Genomic DNA, 22,868 nt, shown 5'->3' on the forward strand with positions numbered 1-22,868 from the left:
CTGTCCGGTACCGCGAAGTGGTACGTCACTTCCCAAGTCGGACGGCGGAGTCGTGCGGTTGCCGCCCCAGACCAAGCGTGGCGCACATCACAGCCACAGCCATCCCGCCGAGCAGGAAGAGGTAGGAACCGAATCCCGCGCCGAAGAAGAAGTCCCCTTCCGGGCGGGTGGAGGTGAGCAGGATGACCGCGATCATCCAGCCCGCGGCGGGCGCGACGGCGCCGGCCCGGGAGCCGGTCGCCCGCGATCCGCCCAGGAAGAGCCCGGCCGCGCCGGCCAGGGCGAGCAGCAACCCGCCCGGGAACCAGGCGGCTTGCACCAGCGTCCCGGCGGCCCCGACCACCGCGCCGAGCAGGAACAGGCCCAGGTGGGCCAGGGTCCGCCCGGCCGAGGGCCGCGGCAGCGGCTGGGCGAGCGCGCTCCCCCGCTGTCCCGACATGCTCATCACGCGTCCGCCTTTCCCTGCTCGGTCTCTTCGGTCTTTGTGAAACCCTGCCCGTCCCCCGTGGAACCCTGATCGATCCCCTCGATCCCCGCGATCCCCGCGATCCCCTTGATCCCCGCGAAGAGGTCGGTCTCATGACCGGGCCCCGCGCGCTCCCCGCGCACCAACTCGTAGTACTCGGTGGTGAACAGCGGTTGCGCGAGTGCGTTCGACAGCGCGAACCAGGGTCCGGCCACCTCGATCTGGGTGGCGTGCGCCCGCATGGCGGCGGCCTTCGCGGCGGCGTACGCGCTCCCGTCGATCGCGGTGGTGACCACCGTGTCGTCGACCACGCCGGGTACGTCGGCCACGGCGGCGGAGTGCTCGAAGGGCAGTCCGGGCAGGGCCTCGCGCAGCCGTCGGAAGCCCTCCTCGACGACGGAGCGCGGGGCGCGGTTCCAGTAGACCTTGGTGATCTCCCAGGGCGCGCCGAGGCCGGGGTGGAAGGCGGGGTCCGCGGCCAGCTCGACGGCGCGCATGGCGACGCGGTGGGCCTGGATGTGGTCCGGGTGTCCGTAGCCCCCGTCGGGGTCGTAGGTGACGAGAACCTGAGGGCGGACCTCGCGGATCACCTCGACCAGGTACGCGGCGGCCTCGTCGACGTCGGCGGACCAGAAGGCGCCCGCGCGGTGGTTCTGCTCCAGGCCCATCATCCCGGAGTCGCCGAAGCGCCCGGGACCGCCGAGGAAGCGGTGGTCGGTGACCCCGAGCTCCTTCATGGCGGCGGCCAGCTCGCCGATCCGGTGCGGGCCGAGCCCGCCCTCGCGGTCGGGCGCGAGATGCGCCAGCCCGGGCGGGATGACCTCGCCCTCCTCGCCGAGGGTGCAGGTCACCAGCGTCACATGAGCGCCCTCGGCCGTGTACCTGGCCATGGTCGCGCCATTGTTGATCGACTCGTCGTCCGGATGCGCGTGCACCAGGAGCAGACGCCGGTCGGGCAGTTCCGTCATGGAACCCACCCTACGAGGCGCCCGGCCCACCGCCGAGGCGGGCACGGGTCGCGGCGCCGAAGCCCCCCGTCAGAACTTGAAGCTGCCGATCATGTCAGCGACGTTCGTCGTCAGGTCGCTGATCGTGGGGGCCATCGTCGAAGAGGCGAGATAGAAGCCGAACAGGACACACACGACCGCATGGCCGGCCTTCAACCCGGACTTCCTGACCAGGATGACGACGATGATCGCCAGCAGCACCACCGCCGAAATCGAGAGTGCCACGGCGGCTCACCTCCAAAGATCCCAGGGACATGGGGGGTCGGACATGGGGGTCGGTAAATCCATACAGCGGCCAGCAGGTTCATACCCACACACCGCCAGTGATCATAACTATCCATACGCGCGCATCGATCGGCGCACGGCCGCACAAGGGGGCGCATGGCCAATATGGTCAAGGCATGACGACCGAGCCTCTTTCCTTCCCCCGCCGGTACGCCCGGACGCAGCGCTTCACCCTCGGCGCGCCCCGCGCGTTCAGCGTCTCCCCGGACGGTTCCCGGGTGGTGTTTCTGAGGTCCTCCTCCGGTACGGACCGGGCGAATCAGCTGTGGGTCCTCGATGTCGCGGAGGGGCAGGAACGCGTCGCGGCCGACCCGCGGGCGCTGCTCGGCGGCGCCACGGAGCGCCTGTCGGCGGCGGAGCGGGCGCGCCGCGAGCGCAGTCGCGAGGGCGGCGCGGGGATCGTCGGGTATGCCACGGACACGGCGGTCGAGCTGGCCTCTTTCGCCTTGTCAGGGCGGCTTTTCACGGCGGAGCTGCGAGCCGGTACGGCGCGTGAACTCCGGGTCCCGGGACCGGTGATCGACCCGCGCCCCTCGCCCGACGGACGGCTCGTCGCGTATGTCCGCGGGGGCGCCCTGCGGGTCGTCGGCGCCGAGGGGGACGGCGACCGGGCGCTGGTGGAGCCGGAGTCCGATGCGGATCCGGGCACGGTTTCCTATGGATTGGCTGAGTTCATCGCGGCCGAGGAGATGGGGCGTTCGCGCGGTTTCTGGTGGTCTCCGGAAGGGGACCGGCTGCTGGTCGCACGGGTCGACGACGCGCCCGTGCGGCGCTGGTGGATTTCCGATCCCGCACAACCGGAACGCGCTCCGCAGCAGGTCGGCTACCCGGCCGCCGGAACGGACAATGCGGACGTAAGGCTCTTCGTGGTCAGCCTCGACGGGGTGCGCACGGAGGTGGTCTGGAACCGGGCGCACTACCCGTATCTGGCGCATGTGCACTGGTCAGCGGCGGGCGCGCCACTGATTCTGGTGCAAGCACGGGACCAGCGCAGTCAGCTGTTCCTGGCCGTCGACCCGGACACCGGGGCGACCCGGATGGTGCACGCCGACGAAGATCGACAATGGCTGGATCTTTTCCCTGGTGTGCCGTGCTGGAGCCCCGCGGGACAGCTCGTACGGATCGCCGACGAGGGCGGGGCGCGGGTCCTGGCCTTCGGCGAACGCCCGTTCACGGGACCGCAGTTGCATGTGCGCGCGGTGCTGGACGTCTCGGACGACGACGTGCTGATCTCGGCGTCGGCCGGCGAGGCGGCGACCGCCCCGGAGACGGGCGAGGTGCATGTCTACCGCGTCAACGAGCTCGGCGTCGAGCGCCTCTCCCAGGAACCCGGCGTGCACGCGGCGGTGCGCGGCGGGGGCGTGACCGTGCTGGTCTCCTCGGTGCCGGACCGGCCGGGGGCCCAGGTGCAGGTGCTGCGGGAGGGCAAGCGGACGGCGACTGTCACGTCGTGTGCGGAAAGTCCCGGTCTGTCCCCGCGCGTGACGCTCACCGAGGGGGGCGCACGGAAAATCTCATGCGCCCTGCTTATGCCTACTGACTACGACGGTGTCACTCCCCTCCCCGTCCTCATGGACCCCTACGGCGGTCCGCACGGCCCCCGGGTGCTGGCCGCGCACAACGCACACCTCACCTCGCAGTGGTTCGCCGACCAGGGCTTCGCGGTGGTCGTCGCCGACGGCCGGGGCACCCCCGGCCGCTCCCCCGCCTGGGAGAAGGCGGTCCGCGACGACTTCACGCTCGCCCTCGACGACCAGATCGACGCGCTGCACGGACTCGCGGAGAGGTTCCCGCTGGATCTGTCCCGGGTGGCGATCCGGGGCTGGTCGTTCGGCGGCTGGCTCGCGGGGCTCGCCGTGCTGCGCCGCCCCGACGTCTTCCACGCGGGCATCGCGGGCGCCCCGGTCACCGACTGGCGGCTGTACGACACCCACTACACGGAGCGCTACCTCGGCGATCCGGCGGCGGCCGCGGAGGCGTACGCGAAGAACTCGCTGATCACGGACGACGGACTGTCCGCGCCCGCCGAACCGCACCGGCCGCTGATGATCGTGCACGGGCTCGCGGACGACAACGTGGTGGTCGCGCACGCCCTGCGGCTCTCCTCGGCGCTGCTGGCCGCGGGCCGCCCGCACGAGGTGCTGCCCCTGTCGGGCGTCACCCACATGACCCCGCAGGAACAGGTCGCGGAGAACCTCCTGCTGCTCCAGGTGGACTTCCTGAAGCGATCACTGGGCATGACCGGCTGAACACATGCGACAGGCCGGGGCGACATGGCGCGCCCCGGCCCGTCTACGGCACCCGCACGGCCGTACGATGATTACCTTGACGCGTCCGTATATCGGTGCCGCTTCGGCCAAGTTGCCTGCGTGTTAACGAAGTTCGTCAGCATTTGCGGGGTTATGTCGCCCGCTCGGGCGGTTCCTCCGGCGGTACGACCCGCTTCTCCTCGGCGAAATGACAGGCCGAGTCGTGCGCGGCCGGACCCTCCACGAAGCGGAACTCCCTGGGCACCGCGAGCGGCGGCACCTCCAGCGCGCAGCGCTCCTGGGCCTTCCAGCAGCGGGTGCGGAAGCGGCAGCCGGAGGGGATGTTCGCCGGGGAAGGCACGTCTCCGGCGAGGATGATCCGCTCCCGGCGTTCGCGGGCCTCCGGGTCGGGGACGGGCACGGCGGAGAGCAGGGCCTGGGTGTACGGGTGCGTCGGGTGGTCGTAGATCTCGGCGCCCCTGCCGGTCTCCACGATCCGTCCGAGGTACATCACGCCGACCCGGTCGGAGATGTGCCGCACGATGGAGAGGTCGTGCGCGATGAAGACGTAGCTCAGGTCGAACTCGTCCTGGAGCCGCTCCATCAGGTTGATCACCTGCGCCTGCACCGAGACGTCGAGCGCCGAGACGGGCTCGTCGGCGACGATGATCTCGGGGCGCAGCGCCAACCCCCGTGCGATGCCGATGCGTTGGCGCTGGCCGCCGGAGAACTGGTGCGGATAGCGGTTGATGTACTCGGGGTTGAGGCCGACCACGTCCAGGAGGTCCTGGACGCGTCTCCTGCGGTCGCCCTTGGGCGCGACCTCGGGGTGGATCTCGTAGGGCTCCCCGATGATGTCGCCGACGGTCATGCGCGGGTTGAGCGAGGTGTACGGGTCCTGGAAGACCATCTGGATGTTGCGACGTACGGCCTTGAGCGCCCTGCCGGACAGTTTGGTGATGTCCTCGCCCTTGTACAGAATCGTCCCGGCCGTCGGTTTCTCCAGGTTGACCAGCATCCTGGCGACCGTCGACTTGCCGCAGCCGGACTCGCCGACGATGCCGAGGGTCTCGCCCGCGGCGAGTTCGAAGTCGACTCCGTCGACGGCCCTGACCGCGCCGATCTGCTTCTTGAAGAGGATCCCCCGCGTCAGCGGGTAGTGCTTGACCAGGCCGCTGACCTCCAGAATCGCCTCAGCCATCGAGGCACTCCCGCCAGAAGAAGCAGGCGCTGGTGCGGGCCCCGGCTTCCGGGTCCGCCTCCGCACGGCCCACCCCTTCACGGTCCACCTCGAACAGCGGCGGCACCTCGGTGCGGCAGATGTCCTGGGCCATCGGACAGCGCGGGTTGAAGGCGCAGCCGGGCGGGATGTGCATCAGGTTGGGCGGCAGGCCCTTGATCGCGTAGAGCTCCTGGCCCTTCTGGTCGAGGCGCGGGATCGACTCCAGGAGGCCCTTGGTGTACGGGTGGGCGGGGGCCTTGTAGATGTCGTGGACCGGCGCGGACTCGACGATCCGGCCCGCGTACATGACGGCGATCCGGTCGGCGACGTCGGCGACGACGCCGAGGTCGTGGGTGATGAGGATGAGCCCCATGTCGAGCTCGCGCTGCAGCTCGGCGAGCAGGTCCATGACCTGGGCCTGGACGGTGACGTCGAGGGCGGTGGTCGGCTCGTCGGCGATGATCAGGGCGGGCTCCAGGGCCAGCGCCATGGCGATCATGATGCGCTGGCGCATACCGCCGGAGAACTGGTGCGGATAGTCGCGCACCCGGTCGGCGGCGGCCGGGATGCGCACCCGGTCCATCAGCTCGATCGCCTTGGCGCGGGCGTCCTTGCGGGACATCCCGCGGTGCACGGTGAACATCTCGCCGAGCTGGTCGCCGACGCTGAGCACGGGGTTGAGGGAGGACAGCGCGTCCTGGAAGATCATCGCCATCTCGGCGCCGCGGACCTTGCGCCGCTCGTCCTCCCTGAGCTTCAGCAGGTCCCGGCCCTGGAAGAGGATCTCGCCGCCGGTGATCCTGCCGGGCGGCATGTCGAGGATGCCCATCACGGCCTGCGCGGTGACGGACTTGCCGGAACCTGACTCACCGAGGACGGCGAGCGTCTCGCCCTCGTCCACGCCGTAGTCGACCCCGTTGACGGCCTTGGCGACTCCGTCCCGGGTGCGGAACTCCACGTGCAGATCGCGTACTTCGAGCAGCACGGCCGTCACCTCAGCTTCGGGTCGAGGGCGTCGCGCACCGCGTCGCCGAGCATGATGAACGCGAGCACGGTGATCGCGAGGGCGCCGGCGGGCCACAGCAGCATGTGCGGGGCCGTACGGACGTAGGCGGAGGCCGAGGAGATGTCGATGCCCCAGCTGACCGTGGGGGGCTTCAGGCCCACGCCGAGGTAGGAGAGCGTCGCCTCCAGTGCGATGTAGGTGCCGAGCGCGATGGTGGCGACGACGATGACCGGCGCGACGGCGTTGGGGGTGATGTGCCGCAGCATCAGGCGGGAGTTCGAGGCACCGAGGGCACGGGCGGCCTGGACGTAGTCGTTCTGCTTGATGGTGATGACGGAGCCGCGCGCGATGCGCGAGATCTGGGGCCAGCCGAGCAGCACCATGAACCCGATGACGGGCCAGATGGTGTTGCTGGTCACCACGGAGAGGAGGACCAGGCCGCCGAGCACGACGGGGATCGCGAAGAAGATGTCGGTGATCCGGGAGAGGACCGAGTCGCCCATTCCGCCGAAGAACCCGGCGAGCCCGCCGAGCACCGAGCCGAGAATCGCGACGCCGAGAGTGGCGCAGACGCCGACGCTGATCGACACGCGGGTCCCGTACACCACCCGTGTGTAGACGTCGCAGCCCTGCCCGTCGAACCCGAAGGGATGTCCCGGCTGCGAGCCCTCCTGGGCCTTGGCGAGGTCGCACTTGAGGGGGTTCTGGGTGGCGATCAGCGAGGGCCACAGGGAGATGACGACCAGGAAGAGGATGAGGAGCCCGGAGACGATGAAGACGGGGTTGCGCCGCAGATCGCGCCAGGCGTCGGACCACAGGCTCCTGGGCTTCTCCTGAGGGCCCGTGCCCTCGGGGCCGCCGGGCGTCCGCTCCAGGGTGGCGCCCTCGCTCGTGGCGAGGTCCATGGCGCCGCCCGCGCCGGTCGCGGCGATGGCGCCCTCCCGCTGGTACGGCGGCGGCTGCTCAGGCATAGCGGATCCTCGGGTCGAGTACGGCGTAGAGGAGGTCGACGAGCAGGTTGGCGACCAGGAAGACGAGCACGAGGACCGTCACGAAGCCGACCACGGTCTGGGTGTTCTGCCGCACGATCCCCTGGTAGAGCTGGTAGCCGACGCCGTGGATGTTGAAGATCCGCTCGGTGACGATCGCGCCGCCCATGAGCGCGCCGATGTCCGTGCCGATGAAGGTGACCACGGGGATCAGCGAGTTGCGCAGCAGGTGCTTGGTGATCACCCGGTGCCGGGGCAGGCCCTTGGCGACGGCTGTCCGGACGTAGTCGGACCGCTTGTTCTCGGCGATGGAGGTCCGGGTGAGCCGGGTGACGTAGGCGAGGGAGACAGAGGCGAGGACCAGTCCGGGCACGATCAGTTCGCCGAAGGTGGCGTCCGCGGAGACCGAGGGTCTGATCCAGCCCCACTCGACACCGAGAAGTAGTTGCAACAGCAATCCTGTGACGAAGGTCGGGATCGAGATGACGACGAGGGTGAGCAGCAGGACACCGGTGTCGACGGGCCGGCCGCGGCGCAGCCCGGTGACGACGCCCAGCAGGATGCCGATGACGATCTCGAAGAGGATCGCGACGATCGTCAACCGGATGGTGACGGGGAAGGAGTCGGCCATCAGCTCGGTGACCGGCTGCCCGGTGAAGGCGGTGCCGAAGTCGCCGGTGAAGACATTGCCCATGTACGTGAGGTATTGCTGCCACACCGGCTTGTCGAGGCCGAACTCCTTGCGCAGCTGGGCCGCGGTGGCGGGGTCGCACTGCCGCTCGCCGCACAGGCCCGCGATGGGGTCGCCCATCACGTTCACCATCAGGAAGATCAAGAGCGTGGCGCCGATGAAGACCGGGATCATCTGGAGCAGACGCCGGATCACATACCGTCCCATGAGGGCTCCGGAGGTAGTACGGGGCCCACGCCCGGGTTCGCTTCAGCAACCCGGACGTTCACCCCGTGGACGGCTCAGCTGACCTTGATCTCGTTGTAGACGGGCACGCTGAACTGGTTGAGCGCCACGCCCGAGATCCTGTCCGAGTAGCCCGCGCTGCCGTTCTGGTACCAGAGCGGGATGGCGGCCATGTTGTCCCGTACGACCCCTTCGGCCTGCTGGAAGAGCTTGATGGCCTTGGCCTTGTCGGTCTCGGCGTTCGCCTGGTCGACGAGCTTGTCGAAGTTCTTGTTGGACCACTTGCCGTCGTTGGAGGAGGCGTTCGTGTAGTACAGCGGCTGAAGGAAGTTCTGGATCAGCGGGTAGTCCATCTGCCAGCCGGCCCGGAACGGACCCGGCATCTTGTGCTGCCCGATCTGGTTGCGGAAGTCGGCGAAGGTGCCGATCGGGTTGCCGACGCAGGCCTTGTCGTTGCCCAGCGCGTTGTTGATGGAGTTACAGACGGCGTCGATCCACTCCTTGTGGGAGCCGCTGTCCGCGTTGTACGAGATCTTGATCTGGCCGCCGGGCAGTCCGCCGCCGCCTTGGATCAGCTTCTTCGCCTGCGCGGGGTCGTACCGGCAGGAGGCACCGCACAGTCCGTCCTGGAAGCCGCCGGCCGCGCCGAGCACCGGTGAGGTCCAGTCGGAGGCCGGGGTGCGGGTCTTCTGGAAGATCGTGCTGGTGATCTGGTCCCGGTTGATCGCCATGGACAGGCCCTTGCGGACGTTCTCCATGCCGCTCTTGTCCCAGGCCTGGTCGTAGAAGGGGAAGGCGATGGTCTGGATGATGCCGGCCGGGGTGTTGATGTACCGGCCGCCGAGATCGTTCTTCACGTTCTTGAGCTGGGCGGCGGGCACGTCGTCGACGAGGTCGAGGTTGCCCGCCAGCAGGTCGGTGTAGGCGGTGTTGTTGTCGGTGTAGACCTTCAGGTCCACCCCGCCGTTCTGTGCCTTGTCCGTCCCCGGGTACGCGTCCCACTTCCGCAGGGACATCATCGAGCCCTTGGTGTACGAGTCCACGGTGTAGGGCCCGTTGCCGACCGGCTTCTTCAGCCAGGCCGCGTGGTCGCTGAAGAACGCCTTGGGCAGCGGTGCGAAGGCGACGTAGCCGAGGGTGTCGGGGAAGGTCGAGAACTTCTGGTTGAGCTTGACGGTGAAGGTGTGCGCGCCCGTGACCTTCAGCCCCGACAGCGTGTCCGCGCTCTGCGTTCCCGTCTCGGGGTGGACCTTGTCGTAGCCCTCGATGTACCCGAAGAAGTACGCGTTCTTCTGGTTGTTCTTGAGACTGGCCCCGTAGTTCCAGGCATCCACGAAGGACTGCGCGGTGACGGGCTCTCCGTTGCTGAACGTCCAGCCGTCCTTGACGGTGACCGTGAAGTTCTGCGAGTCCGAGGTGTCGATCTTCTGCGCCAGCATGTTCTGGGCCGCGCCGGTCTTGGCGTCGTACCGCTTCAGACCCCGGAAGATCATGTCGAGGACCTTGCCGCCCTGCACCTCGTTGGTGTTGGACGGCTCCAGCGGGTTCTGCGGGTCCCCCCAGGAGGAACTGAGTACTCCGGACGCGCCGCCGCCGCTGCCGCCTCCGCCGCCTCCGCAGGCCGTCGCCACGAGGGCCACCGCCGCCGCGCCCACGGCCCGTGTGGCGTGCGTCGCTCCACGCATGGAGTGCCTCCCAGAGTGCGCTGCCGCCAGCGCCGCGGCGCTGTTCCATTACCGGCCAATATCAACCGGTAACGCGCATACCGCACATTCAGGCCACCCGTACGTGGACGACCAACTCCACCTCGAAGCCGTCCGCGTCCTCCAGATACGCGGCGCAGTGTTCCGGACCGCCCGCGTGCGGATAGCGGTCCGAAAAGAGGGGTGACCAGCCGTGGCGGGGTGCTTCGGCCACGAGCCGGTCGAGTTCGGCGCGGTCCGGCACATGGAAGGCGAGGTGGTTCAGACCGGGGCGCAGACGGTCGTGGGAGTCCGCCTTCAGCGCGGGCGACTGCTCGACGACGAGATAGGTCTCGCCCCGGCGCCAGCTGCGGCCGTGCGGCCACTCCTGGTACGGCTCACAGCCCAGGCGCTCCAGCAGCCATCCCCAGGAGCGGACCGCGCGCTCCAGGTCGGGCACCCACAGTTCGACGTGATGCAGCATCTTCCCCCCACCTGGAAAAGCCGGTTCCCGGCACCGCGGTGGCGGTGCCGGGAACCGGCCTGTCGATCACGGGACGCGTGGCGCTCAGGCCGCGTGCACGACGTTCTTCTCCTCGGCGAAGTGGCACGCCGACTCATGGGCCGCCGGCGAGTCCACGCCCATGAACACCTCGGGCACCGCGAGGATCGGGGTCTCCACGGAGCACTTGTCCTGGGCCTTCCAGCAGCGGGTGCGGAAGCTGCAGCCCGACGGCGGGTTGGCCGGGGACGGCACGTCACCGGTCAGGATGATCCGGTCGCGGTGCTCACGGGCCTCCGGGTCCGGCACCGGGACGGCCGACAGCAGCGCCTGGGTGTAGGGGTGCGTCGGGTGGTCGTAGATCTGCTCGTCGGAGCCGATCTCCGCCATCTTGCCGAGGTACATGACGCCGACACGGTCCGAGATGTGCCGGACGATCGACAGGTCGTGGGCGATGAAGAGGTAGGACAGGTTGAACTCGTCCTGGAGCCGCTCCATCAGGTTGATGACCTGCGCCTGCACCGACACGTCCAGCGCCGACACCGGCTCGTCGCAGATGATGATCTCGGGGTTGAGCGCGAGACCACGGGCGATGCCGATGCGCTGACGCTGACCGCCGGAGAACTGGTGCGGGTAGCGGTTGATGTACTCGGGGTTGAGGCCGACCACGTCCAGCAGTTCCTGGACCTTGCGCCGCCGGTCGCCCTTCGGAGCCACCTCGGGGTGGATGTCGAAGGGCTCACCGATGATGTCGCCCACCGTCATACGGGGGTTGAGCGAGGTGTACGGGTCCTGGAAGACCATCTGGATGTTGCGGCGCACGGCCTTCAGGGCGCGCCCGGACAGCTTGGTGATGTCCTGGCCCTTGTAGAAGATCTCGCCCGCGGTGGCCCGCTCCAGGTTCATCAGGAGCTTGGCCACGGTGGACTTGCCACAGCCGGACTCGCCCACGATGCCCAGCGTCTCACCCTGGTACAGGTCGAACGAGACACCGTCGACGGCCTTCACCGCGCCGATCTGCCGCTTGAACAGGATGCCCTGGGTGAGCGGGAAGTGCTTCTTCAGGTTGCGCACCTGAAGGATCGGCTCGCCACGGTCCACCGGCGCCTCGATCGCGGCGACCGCCTCCGCCTCGGAGTGGGCGTCGACGACCTCCACGTCGGAGACGTTCGGGGTGGCCTCCTGCTCGTCGTTCTTGCTGAGCTCAGCCATGGATCGTCTCCTTCCAGAAGTGGCAGGCCGAACCGCGGCCGACCAGCTCGGTGCCGTCCTGCTCGCTGACCGGGAGCAGCGCCGGCACGTCGGTGCGGCAGATGTCCTGGGCCTTGGGGCAGCGCGGGTTGAACGCGCAGCCGGTCGGAATGCGCAGCAGGTTGGGCGGCAGCCCCTTGATCGCGTACAGCTCCTGGCCCTTCTGGTCCAGGCGCGGGATCGAGTCCAGCAGACCCCGCGTGTACGGGTGCGCGGGGCGCTTGTACAGCTCGTGGACGGGGGCGCGCTCCACGATCCGGCCCGCGTACATCACGGCGATCTTGTCCGCGACGTCGGCGACGACGCCGAGGTCGTGGGTGATCAGGATCAGGCCCATGTTGTACTCGCGCTGAAGGTCCGCGAGCAGGTCCATGACCTGGGCCTGGACCGTCACGTCGAGCGCCGTGGTGGGCTCGTCCGCGATGATCAGGTCCGGCTCCAGGGCCAGCGCCATCGCGATCATGATGCGCTGGCGCATACCGCCCGAGAACTGGTGCGGGTAGTCGTTCACGCGGGCCGCGGAGGCCGGGATCTTCACCCGGTCCATCAGCTCGATCGCCTTGGCCTTGGCCTCCTTCTTGGAGAGGCCCTGGTGCACCCGGAACATCTCGCCGAGCTGGTAGCCGACGGACAGGACCGGGTTGAGCGAGCTGAGCGCGTCCTGGAAGATCATGGCGATCTTCTGGCCGCGGATCTTGCGGCGCTCCTCGCCGGACATCTTGAGCATGTCCTGGCCGCGGAAGAGGATCTCGCCCTGCGGGATCCTCGCCGGCGGCATGTCGAGGATGCCCATGATCGCCTGCGCGGTCACGGACTTGCCGGAGCCGGACTCGCCGAGCACGGCGAGGGTCTCGCCCGCGCTGACGCTGTAGTTGACGCCGTTGACCGCCTTGGCCACGCCCTCGCGGGTGTGGAACTCGACGTGCAGGTCACGCACTTCGAGCAGCGGCCCGTCGTCGGCGCCGCCCTTACGCGGGGCGGGCACCGGGACGGAGTCTTCTTCGATGATGGTCACGTACGCCTCCCTCAGCGCAGCTTCGGGTCGAGGGCGTTACGGACGGCCTCACCGAGCATGATGAACGCCAGCACCGTGATGCTGAGCATGATCGACGGGTACAGCATGATCCACTGCGCCACGCGAATCTGGTTGCCGCCGTCCGAGATGTCGTTGCCCCAGGACACGCCGTTGAGGCCGAGTCCGAGGAAGGACAGGGTCGCCTCGGCGGAGATGTAGACACCGAGCGAGATGGTGGAGACGACGATCACGGGGGCGAGGGTGTTCGGCAGGATGTGCCGGAACATGATCCGCGGGGTGCTCGCGCCCAGGGCCTTGGCCGCGTGGACGTAGTCGGCCTGCTTGGTGGTGATCACGGCGCCGCGCATCACTCGGGCGATCTGCGTCCAGCCGAAGGCGGCCAGCGCGCCGATGACGACCCAGGTCGTGCGGTCCGGGAAGGAGGTCAGCACGACCATGGTGGCGAGCAGGAACGGGATGCCGAAGAAGACGTCCGTCAGGCGCGACAGGATCGAGTCGACGATGCCGCCGAAGTATCCGGCGATCATGCCCATCAGGCCACCCACGACCGTCACCGCGAGGGTGGTGCCGAAGCCCACGGCCACGGAGGCCCGGGTGCCGTAGATGGTACGGGCGAAGACGCTGCGGCCCTGCTGGTCGTAGCCCAGCCAGTCCGCGGAGAACACATGGCCCAGCTTCGGCTTCTGCAGGAAGTGCTTGGCCAGATCGCCCTTGATCGGGTCGGTGTCGGTGAACAGACCCGGGAAGAAGGTGATGGTCAGCAGCAGCAGGATCAGCACCGCCGAGATACCGAAGATCCAGCTGTGCCGGAGGTCGTTCCAGGCGTCGCCCCACAGGCTGCGGGACTTCTCCGGCTTGGCCGCGGGGACCGCCACCGGGGTGGCCGCGCCGTCGGTCGCCACCGCCGTCTGGACGTCGGTCTTGGTCACGTCAGGCATAGCGAATCCTCGGGTCCAGGACCGCGTACAGCAGGTCGACGAGCAGGCTGGCGAGGAGATAGACCAGCACCAGGATGGTCACCAGGCCGACGAGCGTGGTGCCTTCACGCCGCACGATGGACTGGTAGATCGTGCCGCCGATGCCCTGGATGTTGAACAGGCCCTCGGTGACGACGGCTCCGCCCATCAGCGCACCGATGTCGGTGCCCAGGTAGGTGATCACGGGGATCAGCGAGTTGCGCATGAGGTGGACGCCCACCACACGACGCCGGGGCAGGCCCTTGGCGATGGCCGTGCGGATGTAGTCGGCGCGCAGGTTCTCGGCGACCGACGTCCGGGTGAGCCGGGTCACATAGGCCAGCGAGGCGGTCGCGAGGACGAACGCCGGCATCAGCAACTCGTTGTAGTTCGTGGAGTCGTTCACGTTCGGCGGCAGCCAGTTGAGCTGGAAGGCGAAGACGACCTTCAGGATGAAGCCGAGAACGAACACCGGAACGGAGATCAGCAGCAGCGAGACCAGCAGGATCGCGTTGTCCGCGAACCGCCCGGCGCGCATGCCCGCCCAGACGCCCAGGGCGATGCCCAGGACGACCTCGATGGCGAAGGACAGCGAGGCCAGACGAAGGGTCACAGGGAACGCCTCGCCGAGGACGTCCGTGACGGGGCGGCCGCTCGCGATCTGCGTGCCGAAGTCGAAGTGAAGGATCATGTCCTTCATGTAGTGGTAGTACTGCACCAGGATCGGCTGGTCCAGGCCGTACTGATGTCTCAGTGAGGCGATGACGGCAGGGCTTCCGCCCTTGTCGCCGAACAGGCCTCGCACGGGGTCGCCGGGCAGGGCGTAGACCATGAGAAAGATCAGCAGGGTTGTCCCGATGAAGACCGGGATCATCTGGAGCAGTCGTCGTGCGACGTAGCGCCCCATCGTGCCTCCATATAGTTACTACGACGACAGCCGACGGGCCCTTTCCCTGCGCACCCCTGAACGATGCGCATGGAAAGGGCCCCCCGGCCGCTGCCGTCCCCCCGGGCGCGGCGCACGAGGCGGCGCCGCACCCGGGATCACGGGCTGATTGCGGTTACTTCTTGACCTGAACGCCGGTCAGGATCGGGTCGCCGTCCTGGGCGTACTCCACGCCGGTGACCTTGTCCGAGTAGCCCGCGTTGACCTTGTAGTACCAGAGCGGAATGCTCGGCATGTAGTTGACGAGCTCCTTCTCGATGTCCTGGTACTTCTTCTCCGAGTCCGCGAGCGAGCTGGCGGTGTCGGCCGCGGCGATGTCCGCGTCGATCTTCTTGTTCGAGAACCCGCTCGTGTTGCCGTCCGACTTGCTGCCGAACAGGTCACGGATGAAGTTGGCGTTCATCGGGAAGTCGAGCACCCAGCCACTGCGGTACATGGACTTGACCGCGTGCGCGTCACGCGCGTCCAGGTCGGCCTGGAAGTCGGCCTTGGAGTCGCCGGAGCACTTGACACCGGTGGCGTTGGTGATCGAGTTGCAGACCGCCTCCACCCACTCCTTGTGACCGCCGTCGGCGTTGAACTGGATGGAGATGGCGTTGCCCGGGACACCGCCGCCGTCCTTGATGAGCTGCTTCGCCTTGGTCGGGTTGTACGTGAAGACGTCACCGCCGACGTTCGGCTCGTAGCCGAGCACACCCTTCGCGACCCAGCCGGTGGCGGGCTCACGGGTGCCCTGGAGCACCGTCTTGGTGATGGTGGCGCGGTCGATCGCCATCGACAGGCCCTGGAGGACCTTCGGGTTGATGTTCTTCCACTGCTTGGTGTAGAAGGCCGGCGTGATCGTCTGGATCGCCGAGTACGCCTTGTCCACCGCGCGGCTGCCGAGGTCCGACTTGTAGACCGGCAGGTCCTTCGGGGCGATCTGACGCAGGACGTCGACGTTGCCCGACTTCAGGTCCTCGTAGGCCGTCTCCAGGTTGGTGTAGTTCTTGAAGAGCACACCACCGTTCTTGGCCTTGTCCGGACCCTGGTAGCCGTCGAACTTGGCGACCTCGATCTGCTTCTTGTGCGCCCAGCTGACGAACTTGTACGGGCCGTTGCCGATCGGGTGCTCGCCCGCGGCCTTCGGGTCCTTGTAGAAGGACTCGGGCAGCGGCGAGAAGACCTCGTAGCCGAGCTTGTAGACGTAGTAGGGGATCGCCTTGGAGAGCGTGATCGTGAAGGTGTTGTCGTCGACGACCTTCAGACCGGACATCTCGGTGGCCTTCGGCTTGCCCTTCGCCGGGGCGACGTCGTCGTAGCCCGCGATGTCGGAGAACCAGAAGCTGTTGGTCTGCTTGTTCGCCGGGGCGGCGGCCCAGTTCCACGCCTTGACGTAGGACGTGGCGGTCACCGGGGTGCCGTCGTGGAACTTCCAGCCCGACTTCAGCTTGACCGTGTACGTCTTGTTGTCCTTCGTGTCCACCGACTGGGCGTTCACGTAGACGATGTTGCCCTTGTCGTCGTAGCTCACGAGCTGCGAGAAGAGCGACTTGATGACGATGCTGCCGTTGGACTCCATGGTGTTGGCCGGCTGCAGCGGGTTCTGCGGCTCGCCCACCTCGACCGAGAACTTACCGGCCGGGTCGACGGCGGCCTTGCTGTCGCTGCCCTTGTCGCCACCGCCACCACCACAGGCGGTCGCTCCCAGCGCCACAACCGCGGCTATCGCGACCCACTTGGCGCTCTTGGCACCGCGCATGGGTTCCTCCTCATGAGTCCATTGGTTCACCGCAAAAGGGAGCACTAGTCACACTGCCGACACTTGGGACGGAGAAAGTGCTGGTGCCCCCTGCGCTCGCAAGCCGACGCCACCTGAAGGCGTATGGCCCGTTGATCCGAGCTCTACGCGCCTAACTATCTGCCATGGGCCAGAGCCCGACCACACTCACAAGGTCTCGGTTCGATCACACCTGTCGCCTACTTCTTCCAAAATCCGGACAAAGGGTTTGCTGAAAGATCCCTCCGAAACGGACTTGTTACACATCTATCGGTCTCGACCGTCCGCATTGCGGACGGTCGGAGCGAAAAAAGAGGTTGCGACTATCGTGGCCGTCATGTGGGGGTGCCATCGGCGTGCCCACCCACCCCGGACCGGCGGAGGCGACTGCCCCGTTTCGCGGTCAACGGGCTTCCATGACAAGGCCGTTCGCTGATCAAGCGGGTACGTCCCCGACGGTGTGATCACGGCGCCGAGACGCGCCGTGCGGCCGGGACCCACGTGATTGCAGGGTAGTGGGAACCGGCCAATGTGGAGGGCTCCTCCTCCGTAATGAAGGGTTTTCCCTACCCTCCCCTCGCTCTGCGCCCTATCGCAGCCACGTACCGCGGCGCAAACCGCGCGCCGCGCTCAGCGCGCCCCCCAACGCGTCGGGCACCCCGCGAATGCGAGGTGCCCGAAATCACTGCGGAACGGTCGAGGTCAGCCGTGCTTGGCCCGGCTGGCGGTGCGACCGCGCTCCTTCTGGTCGAGGACGACCTTGCGGATGCGCACGGACTCCGGGGTCACCTCGACGCACTCGTCGTCGCGGCAGAACTCGAGGGACTGCTCCAGGGAGAGCTTGCGCGGCGGGACGATCGCCTCGAACGAGTCGGCCGAGGACGACCGCATGTTCGTGAGCTTCTTCTCCTTGGTGATGTTCACGTCCATGTCGTCGGCGCGCGAGTTCTCGCCGACGATCATGCCCTCGTACACCTCGGTGCCGGGGTCGGTGAACAGCACACCGCGCTCCTGGAGGTTCGTCATCGCGAAGGCGGTGACGGCGCCGGAGCGGTCGGCGACCAGCGAGCCGTTGTTACGGGTGGTCAGCGTGCCGAACCACGGCTCGTGACCCTCGTGGATGGAGTGGGCGATGCCCGTGCCGCGCGTGCCGGTCAGGAACTCGGTCCGGAAGCCGATGAGGCCGCGGGAGGGCACGACGAACTCCAGGCGGACCCAGCCGGAGCCGTGGTTCGACATGTTGTCCATGCGGCCCTTGCGGACGCCCATGAGCTGCGTGACCGCGCCCATGTGCTCCTCGGGCACGTCGATCGTCATGCGCTCGACCGGCTCGTGCACCTTGCCGTCGATGATCTGGGTGACCACCTGGGGCTTGCCGATGGTCAGCTCGAAGCCCTCGCGGCGCATCTGCTCGACCAGGATGGCGAGCGCGAGCTCACCACGGCCCTGGACCTCCCAGGCGTCCGGACGCTCGGTGTCCAGCACCCGCAGGGAGACGTTACCGACCAGCTCGCGGTCGAGACGGTCCTTGACCTGGCGGGCGGTGACCTTGCGGTCCTTGACCGCGGACTTGGCGTCCGCGCCCTTGCCGGTGCCACCACGGCCGACCAGCGGCGAGGTGTTCGTACCGATCGTCATCGAGATCGCCGGCTCGTCCACCGTGATCAGCGGCAGCGCGATCGGGTTCTCGGGGTCGGCGAGGGTCTCGCCGATCATGATCTCCGGGATACCGGCGACGGCGCAGATGTCACCGGGGCCCGCCACCTCGGCGGGCTTGCGGGTGAGCGCCTCGGTCATCAGCAGCTCGGTGATGCGGACGTTGGACATCGTGCCGTCGCGCTTGATCCACGTGACGGTCTGGCCCTTGCGCAGCGCGCCCTGCTCGACGCGGAGCAGCGCGATACGGCCGAGGAAGTTGTCGGCGTCCAGGTTGGTGACGTGCGCCTGGAGCGGGGCGGACTCGTCGTAGGACGGGGCCGGGACGGACTCCAGGATCGTGGTGAAGAACGGCTCCAGGCTGTCGCTGTCCTGCGGGACCGTGCCGTCCTCCGGCTTGGTCAGGGAGGCGACGCCGTCACGCGCACACGCGTAGACGATCGGGAACTCGATCTGGTCCTCGTCGGCGTCCAGGTCGAGGAAGAGGTCGTACGCCTCGTTCACGACCTCGTCGATGCGCGAGTCGGGACGGTCCGTCTTGTTGATGCACAGGATGACGGGCAGGCGGGCCTGCAGCGCCTTGCGCAGCACGAAGCGGGTCTGCGGCAGCGGGCCCTCGGAGGCGTCGACGAGGAGGACGACCGCGTCCACCATCGACAGACCGCGCTCGACCTCGCCACCGAAGTCGGCGTGGCCCGGGGTGTCGATGATGTTGATGGTGATGACCTCACCACCATCCTTCGGGTGGTACTTCACGGCCGTGTTCTTGGCCAGGATCGTGATGCCCTTCTCACGCTCCAGGTCGTTCGAGTCCATCATGCGGTCGTCAAGCGACTCGGCGGCGTGCGCGGCGAAGGCACCGGCCTGCTTGAGCATGGCATCGACCAGGGTGGTCTTGCCATGGTCGACGTGGGCGACGATGGCGACGTTGCGGATGTCGTGGCGCGTGGCCATATTGAGGCGCTTCTCCCGGAGTGAGTGGACGGCCTGCGCGTACGTCAGTGCTACGCGGACCCTGCCGGGCTGGACACGCCACGGCCTTACCCCATGGTACGTGGCCTTGACGGGCACGGCCTCCGCGGGCTAGTCCGCGGAGGCCGTGGGCGGCGTTGATCGCCCTTCCTGCTTGCCCTTCCTGCTTGCCCTTCCTACCTGTCCTTCTTGGTTGTCGTTCCCCCCTGCGCGCCCTTCTTCAGAAAGCCCATGTCCTCATAGAGGGGGGTCTGGAACCCGAAGGCGCCGGCGTTGGCGAGGTTCAGACGGGTGGCCGTGAGCTGGGGGCGCTGATAGAGGGGAATCGATCCGGCGGCGGCCCAGATCCGGGCGTCGGCCTTACGGACCAGGGAACGCGACTCGTCCTCGTCCAGCGTCGCGATGGCCTGATCGAACAACTGGTCGACCTGGTCGGTGCCGACCCGGGTGTAGTTCTGCTCGACGGCGAGGGAGCCGTCGGCCGCCGGGACCGGCTTCGCGTAGATCGGGCGGGCGTCGGTGGCGGGGAAGGCCGAGGCGGGCCAGGAGTACAGCGCCAGGTCGTACTGGCCCGAGGCGATGTGGTCCTTGAAATAGCTGTCGTCCGGCACCCTGGACGTCTCGGTACGGATGCCGATGTGCTCCAGCATCCGCGAGATCTGGTCGGCCACCGTGCGCAGCGAGTCCGAACCGGGACCCGAGGGCAGGACGAAGCGCAGTGTCAGCGCCTTGCCGTCCTTGGCGAGCGCGCCGGCCGCGGCGCCCGCCGGGGCGGCCGTGCCCTTGGGCGCGTAGGCGCCGGGCGCCCCGCCCTGCCGGTTGTCCTTGGGGGCGTACTGCCTGCCGTCGAGATGCTTGCCGGCCTCTTCGTCCCCCTGCTGCTTCCCGTTCTTCCCGTGCTTCTCGGCGGGGTCCTTCGGGTCCTTCTTGTCCCGGTCGGCCTCACCGTTCTTGCCGGCCGCACCGTTCTTGTCGTCCTCGCCGACGATGAACGTTCCGTCGTCCGAGTCCGCGTCGGAGCCCGCCTTCTTGCCCTCGGGCCCGGCCGCCTTGTCCTTGTCCTTCTTCTGCTGCTGTTGCTGCTCGGTCACCGGTCCCCCGGGCACCCATCCGGCATCCGCCAGCAGCGCCTGCGCCTCCTTGGTGTCCTGCCCGCCGAGCGCGCCGCTGTTGTCGGCGTAGTCCGGCTGGCCGGAGAGCGCGAGGTGGCTGCCGACCGGAACGGCGGGCAGGCCCAGCGGGCCCAGGACGGCCTGGGCGAGTTCGTCGCGGTTGATCGCGCGCGCGACGGCGCGGCGGACGCGCTCGTCGGCGAGCGGGCCCTCGGAGCCGTTCAGGGCCAGCTGGGTGTAGGCGGGCTCGAGGGACTTGCGGACCACGAAGTCGCGCAGGGACGTCTGCTGACGGGCGTACGTCGCGATCGCCGTGCGCTGCTTCTTGCGGGCCTTGATCTCGTGGGACGCGGCCTTCTCGTCGGAGCCGTGCGCGACCGCCCAGGAACGCAGCGCTTTCGCGGGCGTGAGCGCGGAGCCCGGTCCCTGCAGCCGGACGGTCCCCTTTTCGCGGGCGGCGAGCGCGATCCGGCCGGCCTCTTCGGGGTCGATCTCGGCCAGGTCGACCTTGTCGGCGGCGAGCGCCTCGGCCCGCTTGTCGCGCGGGACGGCGATCAGCGCGATCTCGGAGAGCTTGGCGGGGCGGCCCCACCAGCGCGGGTTGCGGGCGAGGAGGACCTCGCCGCTCTTGTGGTCGATCTTCTGCAGGGCGAACGGGCCCGCGGTGGCCTGGAGCTTGGTGCGCGCCCCGTCATTGAAGGCGTCCGCGGTGCCCATCACGTCCTTGGGGTACAGCGGTGAGAAGAGCGACTTCCAGTCGGCGTAGGGGCGACTGAAGGTGACGCGGACCTCCAGGTTGCTCTTGCCGCGCTCGATCTTCTCGATGCGGTCGTAGCCGGCGTTGCGGGCCGTCCAGTACGCGCTGTCCTTGCCGGACAGGGCGCGCCACTGGGCGGCGAAGTCGGCGGCGCCGATCTCGCGGCCGTCGCTCCAGACCGCCTGCTGGTTGAGCTTGTAGAGCACGACCTGCTTGGGCTCGGTCTCGACGATCTTGGCCGATTCGAGGTAGTCGGGGTTGAGCTGCGGGGTGCCGTTGGAGTCGAGGCGGTACAGGGCGGGCAGTACGGCGCCGGCGATCCGGGAGGTGCCGGCGTCGGCGTCCGCCTGGAAGGTGTTGAGGGTCTCCGGTACGGCGTCCACCGCCCAGCGCAGGGTGCCGCCGTCCGCGATCCGGTCGCGGGTCGCAGGTGCGATGTCCTGCGCGGCGAGAGGCTTGGCGGCCTCCTCGTCGGCGCTGCACGCGGCGAGGGCGGGTACCGCGAGCGCGCCCGCGGTGAGGAACGCGACCGAGCGCATCACCGCGCGCAGTCCGACGCCGTCGTGGGACATCACTGCAACCTCCGGTGGGGAGAACGGGGCCGGATCTGATCACTTTTGGCGGTATATGCGGTTGATCAGATGTATGCGCCCACTGAAGGGGAGGGGGAGCGTGGGGGTGCGGCGACACGACGTGGAACGCCCGGAACCCCACCCGTCCGGCCCAACGGACGGGCCGGAGAACCCGGCGGCCGGGATCCGGGGCGCGGCCCCGTCGCAGGGCCCGGATTCACTCACGCGTGGACGTGAATCGGCCCCGGGGGGCGCATTCCGGGGGCCGCGAGCCGTCAATCCGTGCAGATCCCTTCCCACGGCTCGGTGTGACGCGCAACACTCGCAGGCGCATGAACGTTGCCGCCTTGGACCGCAGGGTCCCGGAAGCGAGGGCAAGTCATGTCCGTGCACGACGACTTGACGTCAGTTCAGCGATGCATCGACGACCTCGTGAGGTCGGTGGGACGCCTGGAGCAGCAGATCGGCGGAGGCGGCCTCGAGATGCGCCGCGTCCGCGCCGACGCGGACCACCTGCGCGAGAGCGTCGCCCTGCTGCGCGAGTCCGCCCCCGGCCTCTCCCCGCCCCGGCGCCCCGATCTCGTCCCGATCCCCGACACCCCGTACGACAGCTCCTTGTGGACGGACTCGGACGACGAGGGACTCGGCGCCCACGACCGCCACGCCCCGTGAGCGCCCCGGAGGCGAAAAGTTGAGCACTGGCACTGAACCCCATCCGACCCGCGGCGGCGTGCACACCGGTACGCGCGCCGCGATCACCGCTCCGCATCTGCGCACCGACCGCTGGTGGCTGGCGCCCGCCGTCACCGCCGCCGGGCTGCTGGCCTTCGTCGTGTACTCGACCTGGCGCGCGTTCGCGGACACGAACTACTACTCGGCGCCGTACGTCTCGCCGTTCTACTCGCCCTGTCTGGCCGAGCGGTGCCGGACGATGCACGCGGGCCCCAACGCGGACCTGTTCGGGAGCTGGTGGGGCATCTCCCCCGCCATCATCATCCTGATCTTCCCGCTCGGTTTCCGGCTGACCTGCTACTACTACCGCAAGGCGTACTACCGCAGCTTCTGGGCGTCGCCGCCGGCCTGCGCGGTCGCCGAGCCGCACAAGAAGTACACCGGTGAGACCCGCTTCCCGCTCATCCTGCAGAACGTCCACCGGTACTTCTTCTACGCCGCGATCGTCGTCGCCGGGATCCTGACCTACGACACCGTGCTCTCCTTCCGGGACGAGCACTATCGCTGGGGCCACATGGGCCTGGGCACCCTGGTCTTCCTGCTCAACATCACGCTGATCTGGGCGTACACCCTGTCCTGCCACTCCTGCCGGCACATCGTCGGCGGCAAGCTCAAGCACTTCTCCAAACATCCCGTGCGCTACCGGATGTGGCAGTGGGTCGGGAAGCTGAACGCCCGCCACATGCTGCTCGCCTGGGCGTCGCTGATCAGCGTGGCGCTCGCCGACTTCTACGTGTATCTCGTCGCGTCCGGCGCCTTCGACGATCCGCGCTTCTTCTAGCTGAGTGGGGCCCT

The 22,868-nt window shown here is 68.4% G+C and carries 19 protein-coding genes; 3 read left to right on the plus strand and 16 right to left on the minus strand.

Annotated elements, in window-relative coordinates; genetic code table 11:
* Positions 1-25: 25 nt before the first annotated feature.
* From ACZ69M_RS22390 to ACZ69M_RS22400, 3 genes are all read right to left on the minus strand, one after another.
* A complete protein-coding gene (locus ACZ69M_RS22390; RefSeq protein ID WP_470052134.1) occupies positions 26-445 on the minus strand; it encodes a DUF6113 family protein in 420 nt (139 codons plus the stop codon).
* Complete coding sequence (mshB, locus tag ACZ69M_RS22395) at positions 445-1,434, minus strand: N-acetyl-1-D-myo-inositol-2-amino-2-deoxy-alpha-D-glucopyranoside deacetylase (protein WP_470052135.1); 990 nt, start codon at positions 1,432-1,434, stop codon at positions 445-447. The genes ACZ69M_RS22390 and mshB overlap by 1 nt, the downstream gene beginning before the upstream one ends.
* Positions 1,435-1,503: 69 nt before the next feature.
* Positions 1,504-1,698 (minus strand): hypothetical protein, encoded by a 195-nt coding sequence (locus ACZ69M_RS22400; protein WP_054228237.1) that lies wholly within the window; start codon positions 1,696-1,698, stop codon positions 1,504-1,506.
* 176 nt (positions 1,699-1,874) lie between these two features.
* On the opposite strand from ACZ69M_RS22400, the gene ACZ69M_RS22405 reads away from it, so the two are divergent.
* A complete protein-coding gene (locus ACZ69M_RS22405; RefSeq protein ID WP_470052137.1) occupies positions 1,875-4,007 on the plus strand; it encodes a prolyl oligopeptidase family serine peptidase in 2,133 nt (710 codons plus the stop codon).
* A gap of 151 nt (positions 4,008-4,158) precedes the next feature.
* Here ACZ69M_RS22405 and ACZ69M_RS22410 read toward each other — a convergent pair whose 3' ends face one another.
* From ACZ69M_RS22410 to ACZ69M_RS22470, 13 genes are all read right to left on the minus strand, one after another.
* Positions 4,159-5,208 carry an ABC transporter ATP-binding protein gene (locus ACZ69M_RS22410; RefSeq protein ID WP_470052139.1) on the minus strand — a complete coding sequence of 350 codons (1,050 nt, stop codon included), beginning with the start codon at positions 5,206-5,208 and terminating at the stop codon, positions 4,159-4,161.
* Complete coding sequence (locus ACZ69M_RS22415) at positions 5,201-6,214, minus strand: ABC transporter ATP-binding protein (RefSeq protein WP_470052141.1); 1,014 nt, start codon at positions 6,212-6,214, stop codon at positions 5,201-5,203. Before ACZ69M_RS22415 ends, ACZ69M_RS22410 begins: the two co-directional genes overlap by 8 nt.
* A gap of 5 nt (positions 6,215-6,219) precedes the next feature.
* Complete coding sequence (locus ACZ69M_RS22420) at positions 6,220-7,206, minus strand: ABC transporter permease (RefSeq protein ID WP_470052143.1); 987 nt, start codon at positions 7,204-7,206, stop codon at positions 6,220-6,222.
* Positions 7,199-8,122: an ABC transporter permease gene (locus ACZ69M_RS22425; protein ID WP_470052145.1), complete on the minus strand. Its 924-nt coding sequence runs from the start codon at positions 8,120-8,122 to the stop codon at positions 7,199-7,201. Before ACZ69M_RS22425 ends, ACZ69M_RS22420 begins: the two co-directional genes overlap by 8 nt.
* A 74-nt stretch (positions 8,123-8,196) precedes the next feature.
* A complete protein-coding gene (locus ACZ69M_RS22430; RefSeq protein ID WP_470052147.1) occupies positions 8,197-9,825 on the minus strand; it encodes a peptide ABC transporter substrate-binding protein in 1,629 nt (542 codons plus the stop codon).
* Positions 9,826-9,913: 88 nt separating this feature from the next.
* On the minus strand, positions 9,914-10,306 hold the full coding sequence (locus ACZ69M_RS22435; protein WP_470052149.1) for a VOC family protein: 393 nt from the start codon (positions 10,304-10,306) through the stop codon (positions 9,914-9,916).
* An 84-nt stretch (positions 10,307-10,390) separates the two neighbouring features.
* Positions 10,391-11,536, minus strand: coding sequence for an ABC transporter ATP-binding protein (locus ACZ69M_RS22440; RefSeq protein ID WP_470052151.1), 1,146 nt, complete (start codon positions 11,534-11,536; stop codon positions 10,391-10,393).
* Positions 11,529-12,590 carry an ABC transporter ATP-binding protein gene (locus ACZ69M_RS22445; protein WP_054228245.1) on the minus strand — a complete coding sequence of 354 codons (1,062 nt, stop codon included), beginning with the start codon at positions 12,588-12,590 and terminating at the stop codon, positions 11,529-11,531. Before ACZ69M_RS22445 ends, ACZ69M_RS22440 begins: the two co-directional genes overlap by 8 nt.
* 11 nt (positions 12,591-12,601) lie before the next feature.
* The gene (locus ACZ69M_RS22450; protein ID WP_470052152.1) at positions 12,602-13,549 is read right to left on the minus strand and encodes an ABC transporter permease; all 948 of its coding nucleotides are present in this window, start codon (positions 13,547-13,549) and stop codon (positions 12,602-12,604) included.
* Entirely contained in the window at positions 13,542-14,474 is a 933-nt protein-coding gene (locus tag ACZ69M_RS22455; RefSeq protein WP_099920803.1) for an ABC transporter permease, read from the minus strand. Before ACZ69M_RS22455 ends, ACZ69M_RS22450 begins: the two co-directional genes overlap by 8 nt.
* 154 nt (positions 14,475-14,628) lie before the next feature.
* Positions 14,629-16,254, minus strand: a complete 1,626-nt coding sequence (locus ACZ69M_RS22460) for a peptide ABC transporter substrate-binding protein (RefSeq protein WP_470052153.1) — start codon at positions 16,252-16,254, stop codon at positions 14,629-14,631.
* Between the two features lie 720 nt (positions 16,255-16,974).
* Positions 16,975-18,882: a translational GTPase TypA gene (gene typA, locus ACZ69M_RS22465; RefSeq protein WP_470052154.1), complete on the minus strand. Its 1,908-nt coding sequence runs from the start codon at positions 18,880-18,882 to the stop codon at positions 16,975-16,977.
* Between the two features lie 194 nt (positions 18,883-19,076).
* Positions 19,077-21,341, minus strand: coding sequence for an ABC transporter family substrate-binding protein (locus ACZ69M_RS22470; RefSeq protein WP_470052155.1), 2,265 nt, complete (start codon positions 21,339-21,341; stop codon positions 19,077-19,079).
* 381 nt (positions 21,342-21,722) lie between these two features.
* Here ACZ69M_RS22470 and ACZ69M_RS22475 point away from each other — a divergent pair, with 381 nt between their 5' ends.
* Together ACZ69M_RS22475 and ACZ69M_RS22480 are read left to right on the plus strand one after the other, a co-directional pair.
* Positions 21,723-22,013: a hypothetical protein gene (locus ACZ69M_RS22475; protein ID WP_054228251.1), complete on the plus strand. Its 291-nt coding sequence runs from the start codon at positions 21,723-21,725 to the stop codon at positions 22,011-22,013.
* Between the two features lie 19 nt (positions 22,014-22,032).
* Complete coding sequence (locus ACZ69M_RS22480; RefSeq protein WP_470052157.1) at positions 22,033-22,854, plus strand: hypothetical protein; 822 nt, start codon at positions 22,033-22,035, stop codon at positions 22,852-22,854.
* Positions 22,855-22,868: the final 14 nt, after the last annotated feature.

It is taken from the genome of Streptomyces sp. NPDC107454 (assembly GCF_055582885.1).